At 70.1% G+C, this 19162-nt stretch carries 20 protein-coding genes and 1 tRNA gene; 1 reads left to right on the plus strand and 20 read right to left on the minus strand.

The genetic code is table 11. From position 1 onward, the window contains the following. Positions 1 to 46 precede the first annotated feature (46 nt). From ACFXC1_RS48635 to ACFXC1_RS48645, 3 genes are all read right to left on the minus strand, one after another. Complete coding sequence (locus ACFXC1_RS48635) at positions 47 to 562, minus strand: hypothetical protein (RefSeq protein WP_381256164.1); 516 nt, start codon at positions 560 to 562, stop codon at positions 47 to 49. Next, positions 559 to 1386: a cupin gene (locus ACFXC1_RS48640; RefSeq protein WP_381256167.1), complete on the minus strand. Its 828-nt coding sequence runs from the start codon at positions 1384 to 1386 to the stop codon at positions 559 to 561. The genes ACFXC1_RS48635 and ACFXC1_RS48640 overlap by 4 nt, the downstream gene beginning before the upstream one ends. A gap of 71 nt (positions 1387 to 1457) precedes the next feature. After that, entirely contained in the window at positions 1458 to 3089 is a 1632-nt protein-coding gene (locus tag ACFXC1_RS48645; RefSeq protein ID WP_381256170.1) for a major capsid protein, read from the minus strand. Between the two features lie 218 nt (positions 3090 to 3307). On the opposite strand from ACFXC1_RS48645, the gene ACFXC1_RS48650 reads away from it, so the two are divergent. Next, on the plus strand, positions 3308 to 4156 hold the full coding sequence (locus ACFXC1_RS48650) for a hypothetical protein (RefSeq protein ID WP_381256173.1): 849 nt from the start codon (positions 3308 to 3310) through the stop codon (positions 4154 to 4156). Between the two features lie 63 nt (positions 4157 to 4219). Here ACFXC1_RS48650 and ACFXC1_RS48655 read toward each other — a convergent pair whose 3' ends face one another. The 17 genes from ACFXC1_RS48655 to ACFXC1_RS48735 form a co-directional block, all read right to left on the minus strand. Then, a complete protein-coding gene (locus tag ACFXC1_RS48655) occupies positions 4220 to 4435 on the minus strand; it encodes a hypothetical protein (RefSeq protein WP_381256176.1) in 216 nt (71 codons plus the stop codon). Positions 4436 to 4450: 15 nt separating this feature from the next. After that, the gene (locus ACFXC1_RS48660) at positions 4451 to 4603 is read right to left on the minus strand and encodes a hypothetical protein (RefSeq protein ID WP_381256179.1); all 153 of its coding nucleotides are present in this window, start codon (positions 4601 to 4603) and stop codon (positions 4451 to 4453) included. A 2-nt stretch (positions 4604 to 4605) separates the two neighbouring features. After that, complete coding sequence (locus ACFXC1_RS48665) at positions 4606 to 8121, minus strand: phage minor head protein (RefSeq protein WP_381256181.1); 3516 nt, start codon at positions 8119 to 8121, stop codon at positions 4606 to 4608. Then, positions 8114 to 8317, minus strand: coding sequence for a hypothetical protein (locus ACFXC1_RS48670; protein WP_381256184.1), 204 nt, complete (start codon positions 8315 to 8317; stop codon positions 8114 to 8116). Before ACFXC1_RS48670 ends, ACFXC1_RS48665 begins: the two co-directional genes overlap by 8 nt. After that, positions 8314 to 10056, minus strand: coding sequence for a hypothetical protein (locus ACFXC1_RS48675; protein ID WP_381256187.1), 1743 nt, complete (start codon positions 10054 to 10056; stop codon positions 8314 to 8316). Before ACFXC1_RS48675 ends, ACFXC1_RS48670 begins: the two co-directional genes overlap by 4 nt. Before the next feature lie 2 nt (positions 10057 to 10058). Next, positions 10059 to 10391, minus strand: coding sequence for a DUF1360 domain-containing protein (locus ACFXC1_RS48680; RefSeq protein WP_381256190.1), 333 nt, complete (start codon positions 10389 to 10391; stop codon positions 10059 to 10061). A 150-nt stretch (positions 10392 to 10541) separates the two neighbouring features. After that, complete coding sequence (locus ACFXC1_RS48685; protein ID WP_381256192.1) at positions 10542 to 10805, minus strand: hypothetical protein; 264 nt, start codon at positions 10803 to 10805, stop codon at positions 10542 to 10544. Beyond that, the gene (locus ACFXC1_RS48690; protein ID WP_381256195.1) at positions 10802 to 11446 is read right to left on the minus strand and encodes a hypothetical protein; all 645 of its coding nucleotides are present in this window, start codon (positions 11444 to 11446) and stop codon (positions 10802 to 10804) included. Before ACFXC1_RS48690 ends, ACFXC1_RS48685 begins: the two co-directional genes overlap by 4 nt. A gap of 43 nt (positions 11447 to 11489) precedes the next feature. Then, a complete protein-coding gene (locus tag ACFXC1_RS48695) occupies positions 11490 to 13088 on the minus strand; it encodes a terminase large subunit domain-containing protein (protein ID WP_381256197.1) in 1599 nt (532 codons plus the stop codon). Positions 13089 to 13091: 3 nt separating this feature from the next. Next, positions 13092 to 13688: a hypothetical protein gene (locus ACFXC1_RS48700; protein WP_381256200.1), complete on the minus strand. Its 597-nt coding sequence runs from the start codon at positions 13686 to 13688 to the stop codon at positions 13092 to 13094. Next, the gene (locus tag ACFXC1_RS48705; protein ID WP_381256203.1) at positions 13685 to 13900 is read right to left on the minus strand and encodes a hypothetical protein; all 216 of its coding nucleotides are present in this window, start codon (positions 13898 to 13900) and stop codon (positions 13685 to 13687) included. The genes ACFXC1_RS48700 and ACFXC1_RS48705 overlap by 4 nt, the downstream gene beginning before the upstream one ends. After that, the gene (locus tag ACFXC1_RS48710) at positions 13897 to 14832 is read right to left on the minus strand and encodes a ParB N-terminal domain-containing protein (RefSeq protein ID WP_381256206.1); all 936 of its coding nucleotides are present in this window, start codon (positions 14830 to 14832) and stop codon (positions 13897 to 13899) included. The genes ACFXC1_RS48705 and ACFXC1_RS48710 overlap by 4 nt, the downstream gene beginning before the upstream one ends. Then, positions 14829 to 16181, minus strand: a complete 1353-nt coding sequence (locus tag ACFXC1_RS48715) for a putative antirestriction adenine methyltransferase (RefSeq protein ID WP_381256209.1) — start codon at positions 16179 to 16181, stop codon at positions 14829 to 14831. Before ACFXC1_RS48715 ends, ACFXC1_RS48710 begins: the two co-directional genes overlap by 4 nt. Before the next feature lie 115 nt (positions 16182 to 16296). Next, positions 16297 to 16372, minus strand: a tRNA-Gly gene (locus ACFXC1_RS48720). An 88-nt stretch (positions 16373 to 16460) separates the two neighbouring features. Then, complete coding sequence (locus tag ACFXC1_RS48725) at positions 16461 to 17402, minus strand: phosphoadenosine phosphosulfate reductase domain-containing protein (RefSeq protein ID WP_381256212.1); 942 nt, start codon at positions 17400 to 17402, stop codon at positions 16461 to 16463. Between the two features lie 176 nt (positions 17403 to 17578). Next, on the minus strand, positions 17579 to 18178 hold the full coding sequence (locus ACFXC1_RS48730) for a hypothetical protein (RefSeq protein WP_381256215.1): 600 nt from the start codon (positions 18176 to 18178) through the stop codon (positions 17579 to 17581). A 78-nt stretch (positions 18179 to 18256) separates the two neighbouring features. Then, positions 18257 to 19003, minus strand: coding sequence for a magnesium chelatase domain-containing protein (locus ACFXC1_RS48735; protein ID WP_381256217.1), 747 nt, complete (start codon positions 19001 to 19003; stop codon positions 18257 to 18259). Positions 19004 to 19162 lie beyond the last annotated feature (159 nt).

The following is a 19162-nucleotide window of genomic DNA, read 5'->3' on the forward strand; positions in this document are numbered from 1 at the left end:
CGCCGCCCCCACACGGGGCGCACGGGGCAGGCTCAAGGGCCATCGCTCATGCCTCCCGGTGCACTTGGCGGTGGTGGGCGTCCCTGCCGCGCGATGTGCTGAACGTGCGCGGGCACAACTGGCAGGCGTACGGCGGGCCCGACGGGCTGGTGGGGCCGCTGCTGTCCCCTCCAGCAGCAACGTCCTCGACGGCCTGGACGACGGTCACCGCTTCTTCCACTGCCGCCTGGCCCGGCTCGGCGGCACCTGCCAGCCAGGCACCGTGGCCGGGGGCGGCGTCGAGCGGTACAGAGTCCGGCCCGTACGCGGAGTCCGGTACAGCCGGTAGCGGCTCCCCGGGCACGGCCGTCAGCCACTCCGGGTTCTCGTCCTCCACCGGGACGTACCGGTGGCCGTCCACGAGGGAGCCGACGAGGAGGTGTTCCGGCAGGTGCGTGAACAGATGCGGCGGCACAGCGAAGTCCGTGGTGGAGCAGGTGCGGACCTTCGGCGTCTGGGCGACCGCCCACCGGGCGAAGTCCACACGCAGCTCCCGCGCGGGCTGGACGATGATCTGGTTCACGGGCACAGCACCACCCGGATCGCTGCGGCCTCGCAGCACGCGACCTCGACCACGAACGACCGCTCGGCCAGCACGAACCGGTCGTTGGTGCTGATCCGGAAGCTCTCCTTGTCCGTGTCCGGGACGATCTGCGGGGCCTCGCGGCGGATACGGATCGGGCCGGTGATGTAGAGCCACGCCTCACCCGGAGGGGCCTGCGTGCAGTCCGGCGGGCCGACGTTCACGGAGTAGCCGCTGCCCATGATCACGCAGTTGCCCATGAGGGTGCGCGGGACGCCATCCTCCATGTGGACGACGTTGCAGCAGCCGAGGAGGGCGGCTGCCCCGGCGGGGACGTGGAGGATGCCCTGACCGCCGTAGTTCTCCGCGAGCCATCCTTCAAGGGCGGCCACACCCTGGGCGATAGACACGGCGCCCGCTGCTGGGGTGAGGTCGGCGGCCATGGGACAGAGCACGTCCCGCGCGAACCACTCCTCCAGGGCGCGCTGCTCCCCCATGCGCAGCGTCTCGCGGGCGTGCTGGACCGCCTCCTCGTACGGCCAGCCGACCGTGGAGCAGGTGGCGCCGGCGTAAATGGTGATCGGCGAGGCGGAGCACACGCCGGGCCGCTCGAACGTCTTCACCACTGGCCCGGGTGTGGTGCTGTCCTCGGGGCACCAGTCCCAGTCGTGTGCGGCAGCGCACGAGAGCGGCATCCACTCCGTGCCGAGGAGTTCGTGCACGTCCTCCACGTCGATGATGTCGACGCACCCGCCGAGGATGCCGTGGGGCAACGGCGTGCCCGGGATGGCCTCAACGCGCCTACGCAGTCCGGCTGATGGCATCTACCTCACCTCCTCTCATCCGGGCAGCCCCGACCGGGCAGATGGCCGGGGCTGCGAACGATGAAAAGGGGTCAGCTGCTGCCAGCGGCGCAGACGAGCTCCAGCTGCGCGCCGGTCGCACCGTCCGGGCAGACCGGGACGGTGACGAGGCGGGTGTCCACCGACCGGTCGACGAGGGCCGAGCACTCCTCCGCAAACAAGGCCGTGTAATCATTCGTGACAAACTTGGTCGAATCATGCACTACGCCCAAGTTGACCTCCTCACCGCGCCCGATCTGGAGCGACCCGGACGGGTACATGAGGAACCGGACGACGGCGGGCCAGTCGACGGCCACGTTGGCGCCGCCGATCTCGTCTGGGACAGCCGGGGACAGGCCGCGCGCGAACTGGACGCGCACCCCGAGCGTGCTGAACACGTCCTGGATGCAGGTCGGGCTCAGGTCACAGATGTTGACGCCGTTCTGCCGCGCCAGGTCGGTCAGGAACAGATTGCGGCTCCACCAGGGGAACACGACCTCCAGGGCCGTGGTCTCGCAGAGGCTGTGCCGCTCGATGACGTCGGCGGCTTGGAGGGCGACCGCGGCGTAGATCGCGGACAGGGCGCCGAACGTCGGCGCGAGCACGACCGGGGTCGCGGTATTCAGGGCCTGCTGGAACAGGACCTGCTTGACGCGGATCTCGTGGGCGACCATGGCGTTGCGCAGGTACCAGGAGACGAGCTCCGGGAAGTGCCGCTGCGTCAGGATGCCCGCCTCCAGGCAGACGCCGATGGCGTCACAACGGACCTCCACGGGGTCCGGGCACGGCACCCGGTAGCACGGCTTGGTGGCCCCGCTGATGTCGTCGGCCTCGGTGTGGACCCACGTCATCGAACCGACGTCCAGGGACAGCGGCTTGTAGTAGCGCAAGCCGCCGCGCGCGAGCTGGATCTCGGGGGCGTCCCACAGCATGTCCGGGCAGGCCACGCCGGTGATGTCGTACAGCGTTTCGCTGGGTGCGCACCATCCGCCGGACGCGACGAGTTCACCCTGCGGGAGCCGTCCCTGGTTCTGCGCGGCGATCGCCACGGTGGTGCCCTCGGGCGCCGAGCTGGAGTCGGTGACGATCAGCTCGTCCGGGTACGGGTGCCGGTACGAGATGACCTGTCCCGTGCCGCCACCAGCGGTCTTGAGGGCGTTGGCGCGGCTGATGATGCCGGTGACGACCTGCCCGAAGTCGAGCGGTGCGCCTGGGGTGTAGCCGGGGACGTCGACGGCCGCGGTGATGTGCGTGCCCGGGGCCGGCGGCTCCGGCAGGACGCGCGGCTGGACGGCGCGCACCGACGCGAGGTTCAGGGCGGGGCGCCGCACTACGGCGGCGGATGCCACCACCGGTTCCGGGGCGGGCTCCGGCTCGGCCGCAGGCTCCTCGACGACGGGCTCTTCCACGGCCGGGCCCGCGTTCGGGTCGTCGCCACGGACCTGCGCGGCGAGCTGTTCGATCTCCGCAGCGGCAGCCTTCGCGGCAGTGACGCGGTCGTTCTGCTCCGTGCGCATGGCCTCAACAGCGGAGGCCAGCGAGCGGAGTTCGGTGATGTCCTTCTCGGTGACGAGGCTGGACGTCGCCTTGGCGTCGAAGGCCTGAACGGCGCCCGCAAGGGCAGCAGCAAGCTGCTCGTCGTCCAGGGCAGTGTGGTCTTCGGGGAGCTCGAACGGCTCGGTCATGCCAGATGTCTCCTGTGTGAGCACCTGACACGGCCCTGAACCAGCTGTCCAACAGGCATATTAGCTGTACGGGCAGGTGGGCCGGTGTCAATGCCCAGCCGCCCGAACACCGCGCGATGGCGCGCGGATTCGGCCCGAGCGCCCGCGCGCTTCGACGCAACACCCCCCTGACCAGCAGGTTGGCGCTTTGCATCCGAACAGTACGAAAATCATCGGCTATGTCGGACACATTGTGGGTCGCGATCGGATCCCTGGGCACAGCCGCCGGTTTCGGCGTCATCGCCTACCAGTCGGCCCTTATGCGCAAGACCGTCAAGGTCTCGCAAGACGCGCTCCAAGTGGCGCAGAACGCGCTCCTCGCCTCCGAAACGGTGGCGATCGACGCAGCCCGTACCCGCCTGGACGCCCAGGCTCCCGCGGTGAGCGTGCGGTTCACCGAGGTGCAGTGGCCGCCGCACGCCTGGTCGCACGTCGGGATGCCCGTCAACCCGTGGCCCAACGGCTATGAGTGGCACTTCCCAGAGAAGGAGAACGAGCGCATCGTCCTTCAAGCCCGCGTCGTGATCGAGAACAAGGGCGACCGCTACGTCAACGTCGAGTACAGCGGCGACTTCGTCCAGGAGGTCGAGCACCGCGCCCGGCCCGTGACCCCGCACGCCCTGTGGCCCCACCAGGGGAACGGCGTGAACCCGAACCTGTTCCTTCAGCAGGACTTCACGATCAAGGAGCTGTCGGAGAACTACGAGGCCCGCCAGGAAGGCCGTCCGCTCCCACACCGCGTGACCGGCACCATCACCGTGCACGACGGCAGGGACAACGGAGTCACCGACACCTGGGAGGTCGAACTGACCGGGTGTCCGGTGCGGCCCCACCCGAGCCGTACCGGTGTCTGGCTCGTCGACACCGACACCGGCTCCGAGGCGCTGGAGTATGTCTCCCACCCGGCGTACAAGCGCACGTACTGGATCTCACGCCGAGACGGGCGGCGCCTCCCCGATCCTGCGTACTCCCCCGGCACGAGCAGTAGCCCGAGCCTGCCCCCGTCATCGCCGCCTCAACTGTCGTAGCTGCCCCGAGCCGTACGGGCGGCCGGGCTTGAGTATCAAGGCCGGCCGCCCACACGGCGGGTGTCAGGACACGGCGGCGCTGTCGCTGGCCCCGAGCGGGCGGACGATGCTGCCGGGGTAGTTCCCGGACACCTTGTCCGCGAGGGGCTTGTTGTTGGTGGTGAAGGCGACTCGCCCGTTCCCGTCGTCGAGGACGACCTGATACGTCGTCCTGCTCGGGCGGGCAGCGGACTGTGCGCCGACGGACCGCTTGCTGTTGCTGCCGCAGCCACATCCCATGGGGCTCTCCCCTTCCTACTTCTTGGCCACTTCGCGGACTTCGCGGCCGTCGCCGCGCGCGGCCATGGCGTCGGCGGTCGTCTTGTACGGGGTGGGCCCGAACACGCGCTTCCCGGCGGCGTCGACGACCTCGTACTGCGTCTTGTTCTTCTGGCACGAGCACGGCATGGTCAGTTCCTTTCCGGCTGCGGAGCAGCACTGGCAGCGAGTTCGGCGCGGAGGGGTGCGAGCCGGGCGGTGAGTTCGGCGAGTTCGGCGCGTGCGGCGGCGGCACGCTGTTCCTCGCGGGTCTTGAGGGCGTCGGCGAACTGGTCGAGGAATGCGGGCTCCAGGAGCGCGGCCGTGATCTCGCCGACGTTCGCGGCCGGGGCCTCGTCGCGGGCGCGGGCATGCTCGGGCTCGGGTTCCGGCTCGCTGGCCAGGGGCTCGCTGGCGGTGACGGTGGTCTCGTCGATGACGGCTGCGGCGGCGGTGAGCGCAAGGTTCGACCGGTCGACGACGGCGGCCGCGGTGAGGGGCGACGAGTGCCCGGGTACGGGCACCGAGAGGACCGCCTTGAGCTGCCAGCGGCCGTCTCCGCCCCGCGTCATGTGGTAGCTGGGCTGGCATGCCTGGAACACGGTGCGATCCCAGGGGGACAACCACGGGGCGGCGGCGCCCGAGAACCAGAGACCGCCCTCGTTCATGCCGACGGTGACCACCGCAGCGACAGTGCGGGTGTCGTCGAACTGGCAGACGGAGGTTTCGCACTCGTAGCCGTCGCGGTGGTGGCCGACGTTCATCGTCATCGCACCCGCGCGGACCTCGCTGCCGTCGTCGAGCCGGAACTTGCTCCGAAGGAAGTGAGACAAGTCCAGGCCGCGCTGGGCGAGTTTCTCGATGGTGACCTTCCGGCCGTGCGTGGCGTGCGGCACACCGCGCTGGGCGACCCAGCCGTACGCCCGGCCGCCGTCGATGTGGACGCCGCCGCTCCCCGGGGGCAGCTCCTCGGGGGTCGGCTCACGGAACCAGGCGGCGGGCATCGGATCTTCGGTCTGCAGCACCTGCCAGGCGGAGGCGACGATGTCGGCGCCGCGCTCCTCGTACAGGGCGTCGAGGGCTGCGGCGGCCGTCGCCTCATCCGCTGAGAGCGGGCCGGGTTCCGTGTCGTCGGGCGCGGCGGCTGTGATCGGGCCTTCGGGGAGGGTGGACGCGCCGACGTAGAGTCCTCGGGCGATCCGTACGACGCTGCCGGCCTCCAGGGCCCGGTTGAGGTGGGCGTGGACCTGGTCGAGGCTCATGCCGAGCTTGTCGGACAGGTGTCGCGGGCCAACCGGTGTCGGCGAGGTACGAACGTAGGTGACGACGCGCTCGTGGCCGTCGCTGGAGGACGCCACCAGCACGGGCGCGGATGCGGTCTGTTCGTCGGGCGGGTCGAGGACGATGCGGGCCTTGTCGTAGGCGGGCATCGACACGAGGGTGGCCCCGCGCAGCCGGGCCCGGGTGATCCGAACCAGGTAGTCGCCGGACTTCTCCTCGTGGAAGATGACGCCGCCGTTCGGGTCGGCTTCGCCGGCGGCCGCGGTGAGCTGGTCGCCAAACACGCGGCGCGCGGTCGCCGCGGTGATGGTGCCGCCGGAGCTGGTGAAGAGCATCGTGGTGCGGGCGCTGTGCGCCATCTCGATGCCTGACGCGGTCCACTCGCCGCGTTCCCGGCCGCTGATCATCCACGTGCCGTCGTCGAGGCGCATGACGCTGGCCGACGCGAACGACGCCGCCAGCATCGGGACGTCGGCTTCGTCGTCGAGGGTGGCGGTCGTGTCGACGAGCTGAACGTCGACGTCGTCGAGGTCGACGGACACCCCGAGGGGTGCTTCCTGCTCCAGCAGCAGCACGGCGTCCGATCCGGCGGGCTGCGTCAGGTACAGGCTGCCGCTGCCGGTGATGTCGTCGCCTCTACGGCCGAGCGTGTGGATCGACCCGGCCAGCTCTGCACCGTCGTGGCCCTGCCCCATGGCTTCCGCGTACTGGAGCGGCCACGGCCCGGCACCGTCCCAGTACAGGGCGCCCCGGGTGAAGATCCGGCCGTCGCCGGTCTGCTGGTTCTCGAAAGCGAGGGCGGCACCGTCGGGGGTGGACCAGGTGCGGACCTGCGGCGGGGGCGGTTCGGCTTCTGCCTGGGTGGGGGTGGCCATGGGGGGTTCCTCCTCTGCGGGGCCGAGCGGGATGTCGAAGTGCTCGCCGGCGAACGCGACGCGGATCCGGTCGAAGGTGACGGGGCCGACGTGTTCCACGAGGTCGTGGAAGCGTTCCGGGGATGCGTCGTAGACCGCGGTGACGTGGGGCTGCCACGGCGAGTGCTGTGCGGGGATCTCGGGCAGCGTGCTGGCCTCGTGGGCGTCTTCGACGGCGTACACGGCGGCAACCCGGGCGTCTTGCAGGTCGGGGCCGCCCGGGTGGCGGTCCTCCCGGTTGTCGCCCAGGTTCCACACCCACACCGGGTCATCGCCGTGCGGGTTCCAGTGGGCGATCCCGAACGCCCGTGCTGCGATGGGTGCGTTCGGGGCGTAGTCGCGCATCGCGGCGACGAGGGCGGCGCGCTGCTCGGTGTTCCAGTCGTCGCCCTTGCCGAGGAACATCAGCGTGCAGTGCAGCTCGCCGGCCGGTTCGCCGTCTTCGAGGGCCAGGCGCTGTGCGTCGTCGTCGGAGAGAAGCAGGGCGATCATGGCGCCGGTGTGGGCGGCTGCTGCTGCGGTGACGTTGAGGGGGCGGCTGTCCCAGGCGACGCTGTACTGCTCCGGGCTGTCGATGCCCGCGCGGGCCAGCTCCGAACGCAGGGTCGCCGTCAGCTGATCCAGCAGCGATGCGCCGCCGTGCCTTCGATCTGAAAATGTGTCCCGGAAGCGGTCCTGAATTTCTGCGGCTGCGGCTCGCTGTTCTGGCGCCAATCGCAGGATGCACCGGCAGTTGACGGTGAGCTGCGGCGGGGCGGTCGGGTCGCCGGGGTAGTGCATGGCCACGCCGGCGACGGTGAACGCCTCATCGAGGAGGCGGAGCTGTCCGTCCACGGCGTCGTGAGCGTCCCGGACTCGGGCGTCACGGCGGGTCTGCCACTGCTTCACCAGCGGCCGGTCCTCGGTGGTGAGGTCTTCCGCTGCGGCGAGGGTGGCGGCGTTCCACGCCCGGGTGGCTTCGGTGCGGGCGATGCGCTCCTCCCGCATCTCGCCGAGCTGCTCCCCGTCTTGGGAGAACAGGGCGCGCAGCCTGGCCCGCAGCTGGGCGATGTCCTCACCGTTGTCGAGTCCGGCGGCGAGTTCGGCGACAGCGGCCTGGGTGAGCCGGTCACCGACCGCACGGAGCAGGTGTTCGGTGTCGGTGACGTACGAGCCGAGCGAGGCGGGCAGCTCGTCCCCGCGTTCCTGCCGTCCGGGGAGGTCGTCCCAGCCGTCGGGCAGTTCGGCGTGCACGTCGTCGGCGGCCTGCTGTGCTGCGGTCTCGGCAGCGCCGAGGAGCCGCCGCAGGATGCGCGGCATCCGGGCGGTCCACATGCGGCCGATGCGGGTGAGGGAGAACCGGGCGGCGACGATTTCCGTCGCGTCGGCCAGCTCGCCCGCTATCTGGTTGGCGACGTCGTCCAGGACGGCGCGCACCTCTTCGGCGATGGATACTTCCGCTGCGGCGAGCCCCTGTTCGGGCGTGTCAGCCACGGTTCACCTCCGGATCGTCGGGGTCGTCGCAGATCTCGCAGACGGCGACGGTGGTCACGTACGTCACGCCGGTGGGAAACAGCGCGTACACGTCGACGGCGAGGCCTGTGTTGGCCTTGCAGTGCGGGCACCAGGTGGGCCGTGGCCGGCCGGTGGCCACGGTGACGGTGGTGTCGCGTGCTTCCCGGCTGTTCACGCGGCCTCGACGAGGCACGGGGCGCGCAGCACCCGGGCCGTGTCCTCGTAGGTGTGCGGATGCCGGGCGGCGATCAGGGCCCGCGCGTAGTCGTCGAGGATGCTCGTGAGGCATTGGGGGTTGAGGCCGTAGCGGCGGGCGATCTCGGGGACGCGGGCCCACGCACCGTCGAGGAGATGCCAGGCGTCGATCATGTCCGACTCGACGGGGAACACGGTGTGCAGCTCGGCGGGGACGATCTCGCGGGCGCGGGCGCGTTCGCTACGGGGGCACGCGGGCTTGTTCCGGAGGCGTTCCCCGGCGGCTTGGAGGGCGGCCCAGATCAGGCCGTCGACGGCGGCGAGGACGCGTTCCGGGTGGGCGGCGGAGGCGGGGAGGGTGTCCGGGATGCTGGTGGTCTCTCCCACAGGCAGGGTCGTCACGTTGCTCGGCGTCTCCTCTGCGGTGTTGTCCGCGGTGGCGTTGGTGGTGTCCTCGCGCGCTGCCGTCTCGGCCTTTGTGGGGGCGTCGGCCTCGTCGAAGCCGGTTTCACGGCGGGCGGCAGCGGCGGAGATCAGGCCGGCTTGGAACGCTTCGAGGGCGGTCTGGGCGCGGTTGGCCTGGACGCGGAGCTGGCTGGTGTCGTACCAGACGAGCCACTCGTCGGCGTCCTCCAGGTCCTCGTCCTCCAGGAGGGGGCGCAGCCACTGGGTGGTGAGGGCGTACGCGACGAGCGCGAGACGCGGCTCGACGCCGAGGCGGACAGCCTCGGCGGATATCTGCCAGGCTGACCAATGGTTGGCGTCCGAGAGGCCCAGCAAGATCTCTGCCGGGATTTCCAGGCCGTTCGCGAAACGCCTGATCGCCTCGTCGCGGAGTTTCAGGGCGAGTTCGTCGAAGTTCGACTCGAACGACATCCACTTGATGTCGCTGATCACCTCGGACGGCACTTCCAGGATGATCGGCACCGTCGCCGCAGCCGAGTCGGGTTCACGGATCGCGGTCGAGGCGACCTCGAGGAACACCTCCAGCAGGTCGTCCTCGGCGTCGCCGGCCGTCCCGGGTGAGGTGGGGAACCTGGTGCCCTTGGGGACGAGGAGCACGCCACGGCCGGTGATGCGGGAACGGGCGATAGCGGCGACGGCCGCGTTCAGCAGCTGGAGTTCTTCCAGCAGGGTGAGGCTGGAGCGGACCGGGCTGTCGGCCTCGATGTGCCGGTCGGGGGACGGCTTCCACACGCGTATCGCGATCGGCGCCAGCGGGTCCGCCGGGGCGTCCGGGTCGTACGGGGGGATCGCCACCTCTTCGCCGTCGATCTCGGCGGTCAGCTTCCCGCCGCCCTGCTGCTTCACCTCACGCGTGGACAGGACCCGCCAGTCGTAGCCGTCGACCAGGTTCGTCTTGTCAGTGGTGGGGCGGACGACGATCCAGCCCTCTCCGGCGACGACGAGGTGCGGGCCGAAGTCGCCGAGGATCGTGGACTGACCGTCCGGGCCGCCCGCGATCTCCCGGACGATCTCCGATGCCGGGTGGTTGTCGGGGGCGCGTTCGATCGTGCCGTCATCGGCGCGACGCCCGGCGAACAGGGTCGCGCCGGACATGGCGTTGCCGACCCACGTGCCGGAGAAGCGGACCTCGGGGACTTCCTTGAAGAACCGCCACGCCTCTTCCTGCCACGCGTTGTTGGTGCCGCCGCCCTTGCGGAGGCTGGCGGTCTTGACGCTGTAGCGGGCGGCGGCCGCGGTGAGCTGGCGGGGCACGGTCAGGCGTCCAGCGTGTCGTCGCGGCGGTTGAGGAGGGCCTGCACGCCGGCGACGGCGAACCATTCGATGCCGTGGACGATCCACGGGGCGTCGCCCCAGCTGTCGGTGGCCAGCAGGTACACGAGGAGCGTCACGCCACTGAGCCAGTAGCCGAGGCAGTAGATGCAGCTGACGAGCTGCACCACGAACGCGCGGGCCTTGGAGTCGACCTTGGAGGCGTGCCAGGCGCCGAGACGCTGCCGCGCGCCGTTCAGGATGCTGTCGTGTACGCCGAGCTGCGTCGCCCGGTAGGCGGCGAAGCCGAGCAGTGCGAGCACGGGCAGAGAGATCACAGGCCGCCTCCGTGGAGATTCCCCAGGTCAAGAACGGCGGCCATGTTACTGCGCGCAGTATCGCGCAGTGGTACGCACTGCGCGCAGCAAATCGGGCATCTTAGACACGCACACCGGCGGGCAACCCCGAACCGGGGCGCTGCGGGACGGTCAGAACAGCGGCATGGTATCGATGCCGTCCGGCTGGGTTTCGGGCTCGGTGAACTCCAACTGCCGGGCGGGCAGCGGCAGGTCCACGATGCGCAGCGAGCCAGGGCAGGACACGAGGGAATCGTCGTACAGGCGGCGCCGGCCGGGCGGGTCGTGACGCCACACGCGGCCCTTGCCGGGCCGCCCGGCGACCATTCCGGCCGCGACGCCCCGGCCACAGCTTGCGCACTCCACACGCGGCATCTTCACGCCCACCAGTGTCATCCCTGATGTCGTGAAGGCGCGAACCTGATGGGGGCGAAGTTCATCTGCGTGCCCCGGCCAATGAATATCTGGCGCTCGTTGGAAAGGAACTCGACCAGCGAATCGCGGATTGCTCTCGCGCTGCCGCTGAGCCCGGCGCTGTCGAAGTTGATGTCCGAGGCAAGGACGCACGCCCTCAGCTCCCGAGTGAGCTCGTTCATCATCACGGTCACGGACTGCCGGTTCCCGCCTGTGTGAGGTGCCGAATTCGCGAGCGGGGCATCGAGCATGCTGCCGAGTCGTGGATCGAAGTTGACCAAAGAGACAGCTTTGACGACCGCCTGGAGTGCTGGTTCGGCCTTCTCGTCATACGCAGTTACGTCAACCGCCCTGCCCGCCTCAAGGTCCTGAATCGTCCATGCCACGAGGCGGTACCAGTCCTGAACACGCTGTGATGCTTCCGCATGTGTCTTGAGGTTCTCCGCCGCGATCTCGCCCCGTCGGCGCTCGTCCTCGTGGAACCTCCGTATGCGTTCCATCTCGCTCTCGTGCCGACGCCGCCTTTTGTCGATTCGGCCCGGCCCGTACACACCGGCCAAACCACCGATCAGCGCGCCGCCGATCCCGCTGATGAGACTAGAGATTGCCGCTCCGTCCGCCATGCACTCACTGTGACCGAGCTAGCGCCCTACGGGAAGCACGCCGCTACCGGCCGATGCGGCGGCCGTAGGGGGATGCCGGCCGGTTGGGCTGCACACTGCCCGGTATCCCGGCGCGGGCCGCTCCGCCGCCCTGTGGGGCCTGTGGGAGCGGGGCGTGGACGATGGCGCCCGCGTTCGCCTCCGGGATGAGCCCGTACACGAGGACACAGGAGGCGTCGATCCGGCCGGGGCTGTCGGGGTCGGTGGGCTGCCACGTCGCCCACTCGCGCTCCAAGTCGGGGAACAGGCCCCGGAAGCGCACCTTGTCCTGCACCATCTGCTGGGCGATCGGCTCCGCCCGCAGCAGCTTCCCCTGCTTGGCCCGCACCGGGAGGATCGCCGGCATCAGCACATTCTTGGGTATCTCGCCGTCGTTCTGGAGCTTCTCCCACGACGTCTGGATCGCCAGGACACACATGTCGCGGCCGAAGTTCCACTCGACGTAGATGATCGACGCGTTCGTTCGGTAGGCGAGCCGACATGCGGCCATGGACCACTCGGCCGACGACATGGCGGCGGAGACGTCGTCGGTGACCCACACGCGGCCGTCGTCGCCGAGGAACCCGCCGATGACGCCGGCGACGTCACGGCCGCCGCCGGAGGGGTCGATCGACACGGCGATCTTCTGCGGCTCCACGGGGGTGGTGGTGTCCCGCAGCAGGCGCAGCAGTTCCTCCGACACGAGCGCTCCTTCAGCAGGCTGGGGGTCGCCCTGGTAGAGGGCGTGCCAGTCCCGGACGATCGACGTGGCCTTCTTCTGCGCCCACCACGCCTTCCGCCTGGCGACGGCACGGGTGGGGATCTTCGGGTGCGGCAGCGGCTCGCCCGGGGCGCGGCCAAGCGGGTCCGGGCCGAACTTGGGGTCGGCGACCGCGGGGAGGTGGACGACCTTCCACCGGCCGCCGTCCTCAATCCGGCCCTCTTCCTGGATGCGGCGGCCGGCGAAGTCATCGGGATGCCAGCGGGTCTGGATCGCCACCACGGCGCTGCGGTCGGGCTGGAGGCGGGACAGGGCCGCCGAGGAGTACCAGTCGTGCAGGGCGCGGCGGGAGGCCTCCGACTCGGCGTCGGCGCGGTCCTTGTGCGGGTCGTCGACGATCAACAGGTTGACGTCGAAGCCGGTCAGGCCCCGCCCCACGGACACGGAGCGGACACCGCCGCCCGCGGTGACCTCCCAGTCCTGCATCGCCCCCGAGCCGGGCTTCATCCGCAGGTCCCACTCGTCGCCGTACTCCTCGACGTACGAGCGGATCTTCTTGCCGCGCCGCAGCGCCAGGTCGTCGCCGTACGAGGTGACCGCGACCTTGTCGATCGGGTACTTGCACAGCCACCAGTACGGGAACCACTCGGCGACCGTCGTGGACTTGCCGACCTGCGGCGGGGTCAGGATCAGCAGCCGGTCTACTTCGCCGCGCCCGACCTCCGCCAGGGCGTCGCCGATGACCTGGAAGTGCGGGCGCATCCGGAACCGGCGGTCGAGGCCGCGGGCGAGCGTCACCGGGTCCCGCAGCAGGTCTTGGCTCATGGCCCTGCGTGCGGCCTCCAGCTGCCGATAGACCTCGGCGTCGTCCAGGTGCTCCAGCTCGTCCACGGCCGTCGTCACGGGCTACTCCTCCTCGTCCTCGTCGTCGCCGCCGTCCACGGCCTTGATCCGCTGGTTCACCGACGCCGCCAGCTCCCCGAGCCGGGCACGCCGCTGCTCCGGCGGCATCTGCGCGAACTCGGCGAACTGGTGCGCCAGCGCGTTCGTGCCCTCGCCGGTGACGGCGATCGTCTCCGTGGGGTCGCCGAACAGGACGCGCCGGTGCCGCATGGCCACATCCATCAGCCGGATGAAGTCGCCGGCCGACAGCTCGGCCGCGTTCAGCGTCGTCAGCCGCTGGGCGAGCTTGCCGATCGCCGCGCCCAGGATCTTCGCGTCGGTCTCAGCCGCCTTCCGCCGCTCCTCCAGCCACATCGCCTCGTACTGGCGGTCCAGGTGCCGGTCGTAGGCCTCGACGCGCTCACGCCACCGGTACTGGGCGGCGAGGTTCCTCACGTGCCCGTACGCGAGTGTCAGCCTCTGTGCGGCTTCGGTCAGGGTGCGGGTCCTGCCGAGGTCCCTGTACGCGGTGAACTGTCCGTGTTTGTGGGGGGTCTCGTTGGGCTGACGTTCCCACGGGTCGAGTTCGGGGCTGAGGGTGATGGGTGGACGGGTGGTCATGTGGCCCGTTCCTCCCGTCGTGCGGTGCCTTCGTAGTGGTAGTGCCAGAGGGGTCCGTCGTCTCCGGGGTTCACGTGGCGTCGGTGGATGAGGCGGTGGCCGTGGATGTTGCGGAGTTCGTAGGTGTGGGGCGGGTTGAAGGGGTCTCCGGGGATGGTGAGGAGTTGCCCGTCTGCTGGTCCGCCTACGAACTGGATGCCGACGGCGTTCATGACGGGTCGCTCGGGACGTGGTTTGGGCCGGAGAGGTATTCGCCGGCGAGGCGTTCGAGGAGCCGCCAGCCCTGCCCCTGCTCGATCTCTCCTCGGCCTTCCGCCGCGGCGATGGCCTTGTTGATGGTGACGGCCGCAGGAGCTGGGAGTGTGCGGGTGCCGAGGACGGTCTCCAGGCCGACCTGCCCGGAGTGGAGGTGGGTGCCGTCGGGGGCGGTGTAGCCCTCGGCGAGTTCGTCGAGGTGGCGTTCGACGATGGCGAGGATGGCGTGGAGGGCGGTGGCGACGTTGCCGACCTTGTGCGCGGCGTGGGTGGAGACGAGCGTGTCCAAGGTCTGCTGGTAGTCGGCGCGTGCGGCGAGCCAGGACTCGTTCTGTCCGAGGCGGGCCTGCTCGAACGCTTCGCGGGCGGCTTCCAGCTCGGCGGGCAGGAAGATCAGGCTCACGGTGGCGAAGTCCAGGTTCGCCTCCGACAGGCCTTCGGGGCTCACTTCGGCGAGGAGCTGAAGCTGTGCGTCGTCGAGACCGGAGTAGGCCCGCCAGTCGACGTCTTCGATCTGGTCGTACAGCTGCTGGAGGGTGGCCGGGTCGTCCTTGCCGGTGATCGCATTGTGCGACAGCTGCCGGGCGATCAGCTGGTCCTTCTCCTGCGGGTCGTCGATGAGGAGGCAGGTGATCTCGTCGAGGCCGGCTTCCACGGCGGCGTCGCAGCGGTGGTTGCCGGACACGATGAGCTCGGCGCCCTCCGCGTATTCGCCGGCCCCGTAGATCAGCGGCACGGAGGTGAGGCAGCCGTCGGCCTTGATGTTCGCTACGAGCCGGTCGTACTCCTCCTTGGTCTGGTAGTGCGCGTTGACGGCGAGGCGCGTGAGCGTGCGCGGGTCGCGCTGGACGAGGCGGGGCCGGATGCGGCTGTCGGTGCTGGTGGTCATCGCATGTCCTTGCCGTGCTTGGTCTTCCAGAGGGTGAGGGCTTCGGTCAGGTCGTAGGCGCCGATGGGGCCGCCGTACTGGAGCTGGTAGCGGTGGATGCCGTCGCCCGGGTCTTTGCTGGACGCTTCGGTGCGCTTCTGGAGCTTCACGCCGGGGATGCCGCGCCCGTACTTCGCGCTGTTGGGCCGGTCGGTGAACGCGGTGGTGGCCCAGCCGTCGATCCGCTTCGACAGGGAGCGCTGGACGAGGAGCTGCGCCTCCTTCGTGGAGGCCGCCATGACGATGAGCTTCGCGAGGCGCCGGTAGCGGGTCCACGACACCGGGAAGTCCGACATCAGGTAGGCGGTGTTCGGGTCGAACTTCGGCGGCAGGTACGCGAACGCGCCGATCAGCTTCCCGTCGACGGCGACCCCGCACGCGATGAGCGGACTGCCGGGCTTGATGGTCTTCGACATGAACTGCGAGCGGATGCCTGCGAACTGCCCGCCGGTGAGGATGTGCAGGGTCATGCGGTCGCCGAGTTCCTCGTCCTGGCCGATCTTCGGCATGGGGATCGGTTCGACGGGCTGCCGGGGGCGGACGATGCGGCGCGGCCCGGCGGCGGCGTACACGTAGATCGGGAGGCCGCGGTTCGCGGTCTGGACGACGCCGGCGAGCTTGTCCCGCAGCTCGGGGCGTTCGATGTGCAGGCCGAGGACCCAGTTGGGCCGGTCCTGGACCTGCTCGATGATGCGTTCCTTGCCGTCCTCGGTCAGCTCGTCGAACGACGGCTCGGGCCAGTGGAAGGCGGCGTCGATCGGCGCGAACTGGGCCTGATAGTCGGCCGCGTAGAACGGGGGGAACATCACCACCGGCGCGTCGGCGGCCACCTGGTCGAGGTAGTCGCGGACGTCGCCCGGGAAGAACGAGCCGAGCCGGGTCTCCAGGTTCCGCAGCTTGGTGGCGGTCTTGTCGTGCATCCGCTCCCACTGGTCGCGGGTCGCGTCCATCATCCGCCGGTAGTAGGCGCCGTCCTTCCCGACGTACTGGAGGAACCGGGTGCCGAGCATGAGGGTGGCGAGGAGGTCGGTGCGGTCCTCCAGGTAGGGCTTGAGCCAGCCGAGGGGCTCCTCGTACTCCTCGCGCAAGGTGTAGTTGAGGTCGTCACCGGCGAGGTACCAGCCGAGTGCGCACGAGTACGCCTGGATGTCGTTGCCGTGGACGCGCCGGGAGTCCCCGAACCGGGCGTGCAGCACGCGTTCGATCGTGAAGTTCCCGGAGCAGCCGACGTAGATGTCCTCGCCGGGCCAGGTCCCGGCGTGCTCGTAGATGATCGAACGGAGGGGCGCGGGTATCGAGCCGTGGAACATGGGCCGCTCCAACTGAATCCGACGGGGCAGGTCTCACCTGCGGTTTCGTCGGCCAATTGTCAGCGTTCGCGCGGAATGCGAAGGGCCCCACCCGGGGGCTTGGGTGGGGCCTTCGTGGAGCGCCGGCCAGGACTTGCACCTGGATCCCCCGACTGGAAGTCGGGGCGTGTTGCAGTTACACGCACCAGCGCGGGTGGCGGTCGTCGCGGCGACCGGCCGATCCGGACGTTACGGATGGAGCTGCAACGGATCAAGAACTTAAATGGGGCGAGGCATCGGCTAGCCCTGCCAGCAGGCGGCTGCTTCGATGCGCGGGGACCGTTCGGCCTCCGCGATGATCTCGGCCATGGACAGGTCGTTGCGGAAGCGGTGCCCGATCTTCTTCTCGATGCGGGCGAGTCGGGCAGCGGGCTCCGGGTTGAGCTGGGCCGACAGCACGAGCGCCGACTTGGACGCTAGGACGCAGAACATGCAGCTCAACCTGGGCATGCCAGCCAGGTAAGCGGGGTGCTTGCGCAGGCCGGACGCTTCGACGGCTGCCCACACATCGATCTCCGACCATGCGTGCACCGGGTACCAGACGTCGACGTGGCGCAGTGTGTTCGAGGCGCCCCAGCCGGGGCCGACGCCCTTCGGTACGGGCTGCTTGCGGGCCTTGTACTCCTCAGCTTTGGCGCGGCGCGGTACGCATGCGTCGCAGGGGCACGTCCAGGCTCCTTCGTGGGTGAAGGCGAGGAGCTTGCGGCGGGTCGGGGACTCATCGGCGCGGATGCCCATGACGTTGAGGATGCGGACGCGGCCGGTGTGCCCGGCGTCCCGTGATTCCTGGACGAGGCGGGTCATCAGGGTGCGGACTGGGCCGCGCTTGAAGTCCGACGTGCACCATCTGTTGTCGGCGTCGGGGAACATGCCGCGCTCTTCGATCCGGTCGATGAGGTCGCCGCCGTTGCGGGCGACGACTTCGAACCGCAGCCCGTAGTAGGCGGCGTGCTCGGCGGCCAGCTCCTTCGTGCCCTCCCACTCGGCGGAGCCCAGGTCGGCGTGCACGCACACGATGCGGTCCAGGACGCCGGCGTCGCGGGCGGCCCAGAACAGCTCGTAGAGCATCGCGATCGAGTCCTTGCCGCCCGAGATGTTCGCGATGAGCCAGTCGTAGGAGGCGAGGTCGGGGACGTCCGACCCGAAGCCGGGCAGGTCGAACGCCAGCTGTGCCGTAGCCATCGGGGACGCTCCTGGGCTGGTGGGGGCGGAAGTGTGCACCGTGGGGGCCGTGTGGGTCTCTTGGAGGGCCTGGGGGCTTCCGCTTGGGGTGGTGGAGGGCTTGGGGGTTGGGGTGCTTAGATCCGCAGTGAGGGCCGGGGGGCGCTGCCTGCTCCCCGGCCCTCACCTGCTGACGGCTATGCCGTGGCCGTCTCTGGCGCGGCCAGGAGGTGGACGGCGGAGGCGGTGCCTCCCGGGCGGGGGCCGGAGCAGATGTACTCGCCCCACTCGTCGTTCACACGCTTACCGGTCCGGTCCCAGATGAGCGGTCGTCGGCACTGGGCGCAGTTCCCTGCGTCCTCCCCCGGCTTCCCGTGCGGCCGGTCGTCGGCGGCAGGGGCGGCGTCCTGCTCCTGGTCCCGGTCGGGATCGGCGGGCAGAGCGACATGCAGCGTGTCGAGCAGGTCCGGGACCTGCTTCCAGTCGGCTGCGAGGAGTGAGGCGGTGGTGTGGAAGCTGCGCATGTCGAGGAGCGTGTCCCGGATGTGTCGCAGGGTTGCGCCGCTCAGCTTGTCGCTCGTCTCGTTGTTGAACCGCCAAATGACGTCCTCGCGGTCCCAGACGGTGGTGAGCACACTGCCGTTGACGGTGATGGCGGTGGCGGTGGCGGTGGACAGTTCCTCGCGGATCAGGTGGGCGATGAGGAGCAGGCCGCGGTCGAGGAGCTCGCGCCGCTTGACGCCGGCCTCTCGGTAGGCGTCCTCGAAGTACTCGCTCCAGAAGGCCTTGCTGGTCATGTGGGGCGGTTCCTTCCGCGGGTGGGGTGGTCGAGGTGGGGCCGGGGGCGCTGCCTGCCCCCCGGCCCTGGACGGTGGTCAGGAGTTGGCGCGTACGAAGGTCTGGAGGACCTTCACGGCCTGGTCGACGCTGGCCACGCCGTAGACGCCGATCCCGGCGGTGTCGAAGTCGCTCATGTTGGCGTCGGGCACGAGCACAGTCGTGCAGCCGCTGGCGATGGCGGCGCGGGCGGCGTCGTTGACGTCGGCCACGGGCCGCACGCGCCCGTCGAGGCCCAGCTCGCCGACGAACGCGACCTCGTTCATCGCGGCCGGGCTGTAGTGGCCGGCCGCGCCGAGGATCGCGCAGGCGATGGCGAGGTCGTGCGCGGCGTCCAGCGAGCGGCCGATGACGGTCTCAACCGAGAGCGTGACGCGGCCCTCGGGCCAGCTGTAGCCGCCGTTGAGGATGGCCGCGCGGACGCGGTCCATGGTCTCCCGCTCGTAGCTAACGCCTCTGATGGTGAACCAGTTCGGGCCGGGGCCGACCGTCGCGTGGATGACGGCGGCGGCCTCGCCGGCGGAGCGCACCATGGCGCGGCCCTGGACCGGGTCGCTCAGCTCGGCGGGCCAGGCGACCCCGAGTCCGCGCCCGTCGGGGTCGACGACCACACCGGTGCGGTACAGGGCGTCACCCACGACGTAGTTCGAGGTGATGACGTCGTCGAGGACGTCGCCGGGCTGTGCGGTGAGGACGGCGAACTTCAGGTTGAACGGGTTGCCGTCCTCGGTGAGGACGCCGTTGCTGATGACGCCAATGCGGGTGGGGCGGGCGATGCTGGCCATTCCGGTGCTCCTTCGGGGTGGGTGGCTGGTCGGGCGGGGCGGGGGGGGGCGGCGGCGGCCCCGCCGGCAGGGGGGGGTGGACCTGCGGCGGGGCGGACAGCGGCCTCCATCACTGCTGATAGGCCGCGCTATAATCGGCCGCCGATCAACCCCCCCGCG

This window comes from Streptomyces hokutonensis, assembly GCF_042751305.1.
GTDB classification, from domain to species: domain Bacteria; phylum Actinomycetota; class Actinomycetes; order Streptomycetales; family Streptomycetaceae; genus Streptomyces; species Streptomyces hokutonensis_A.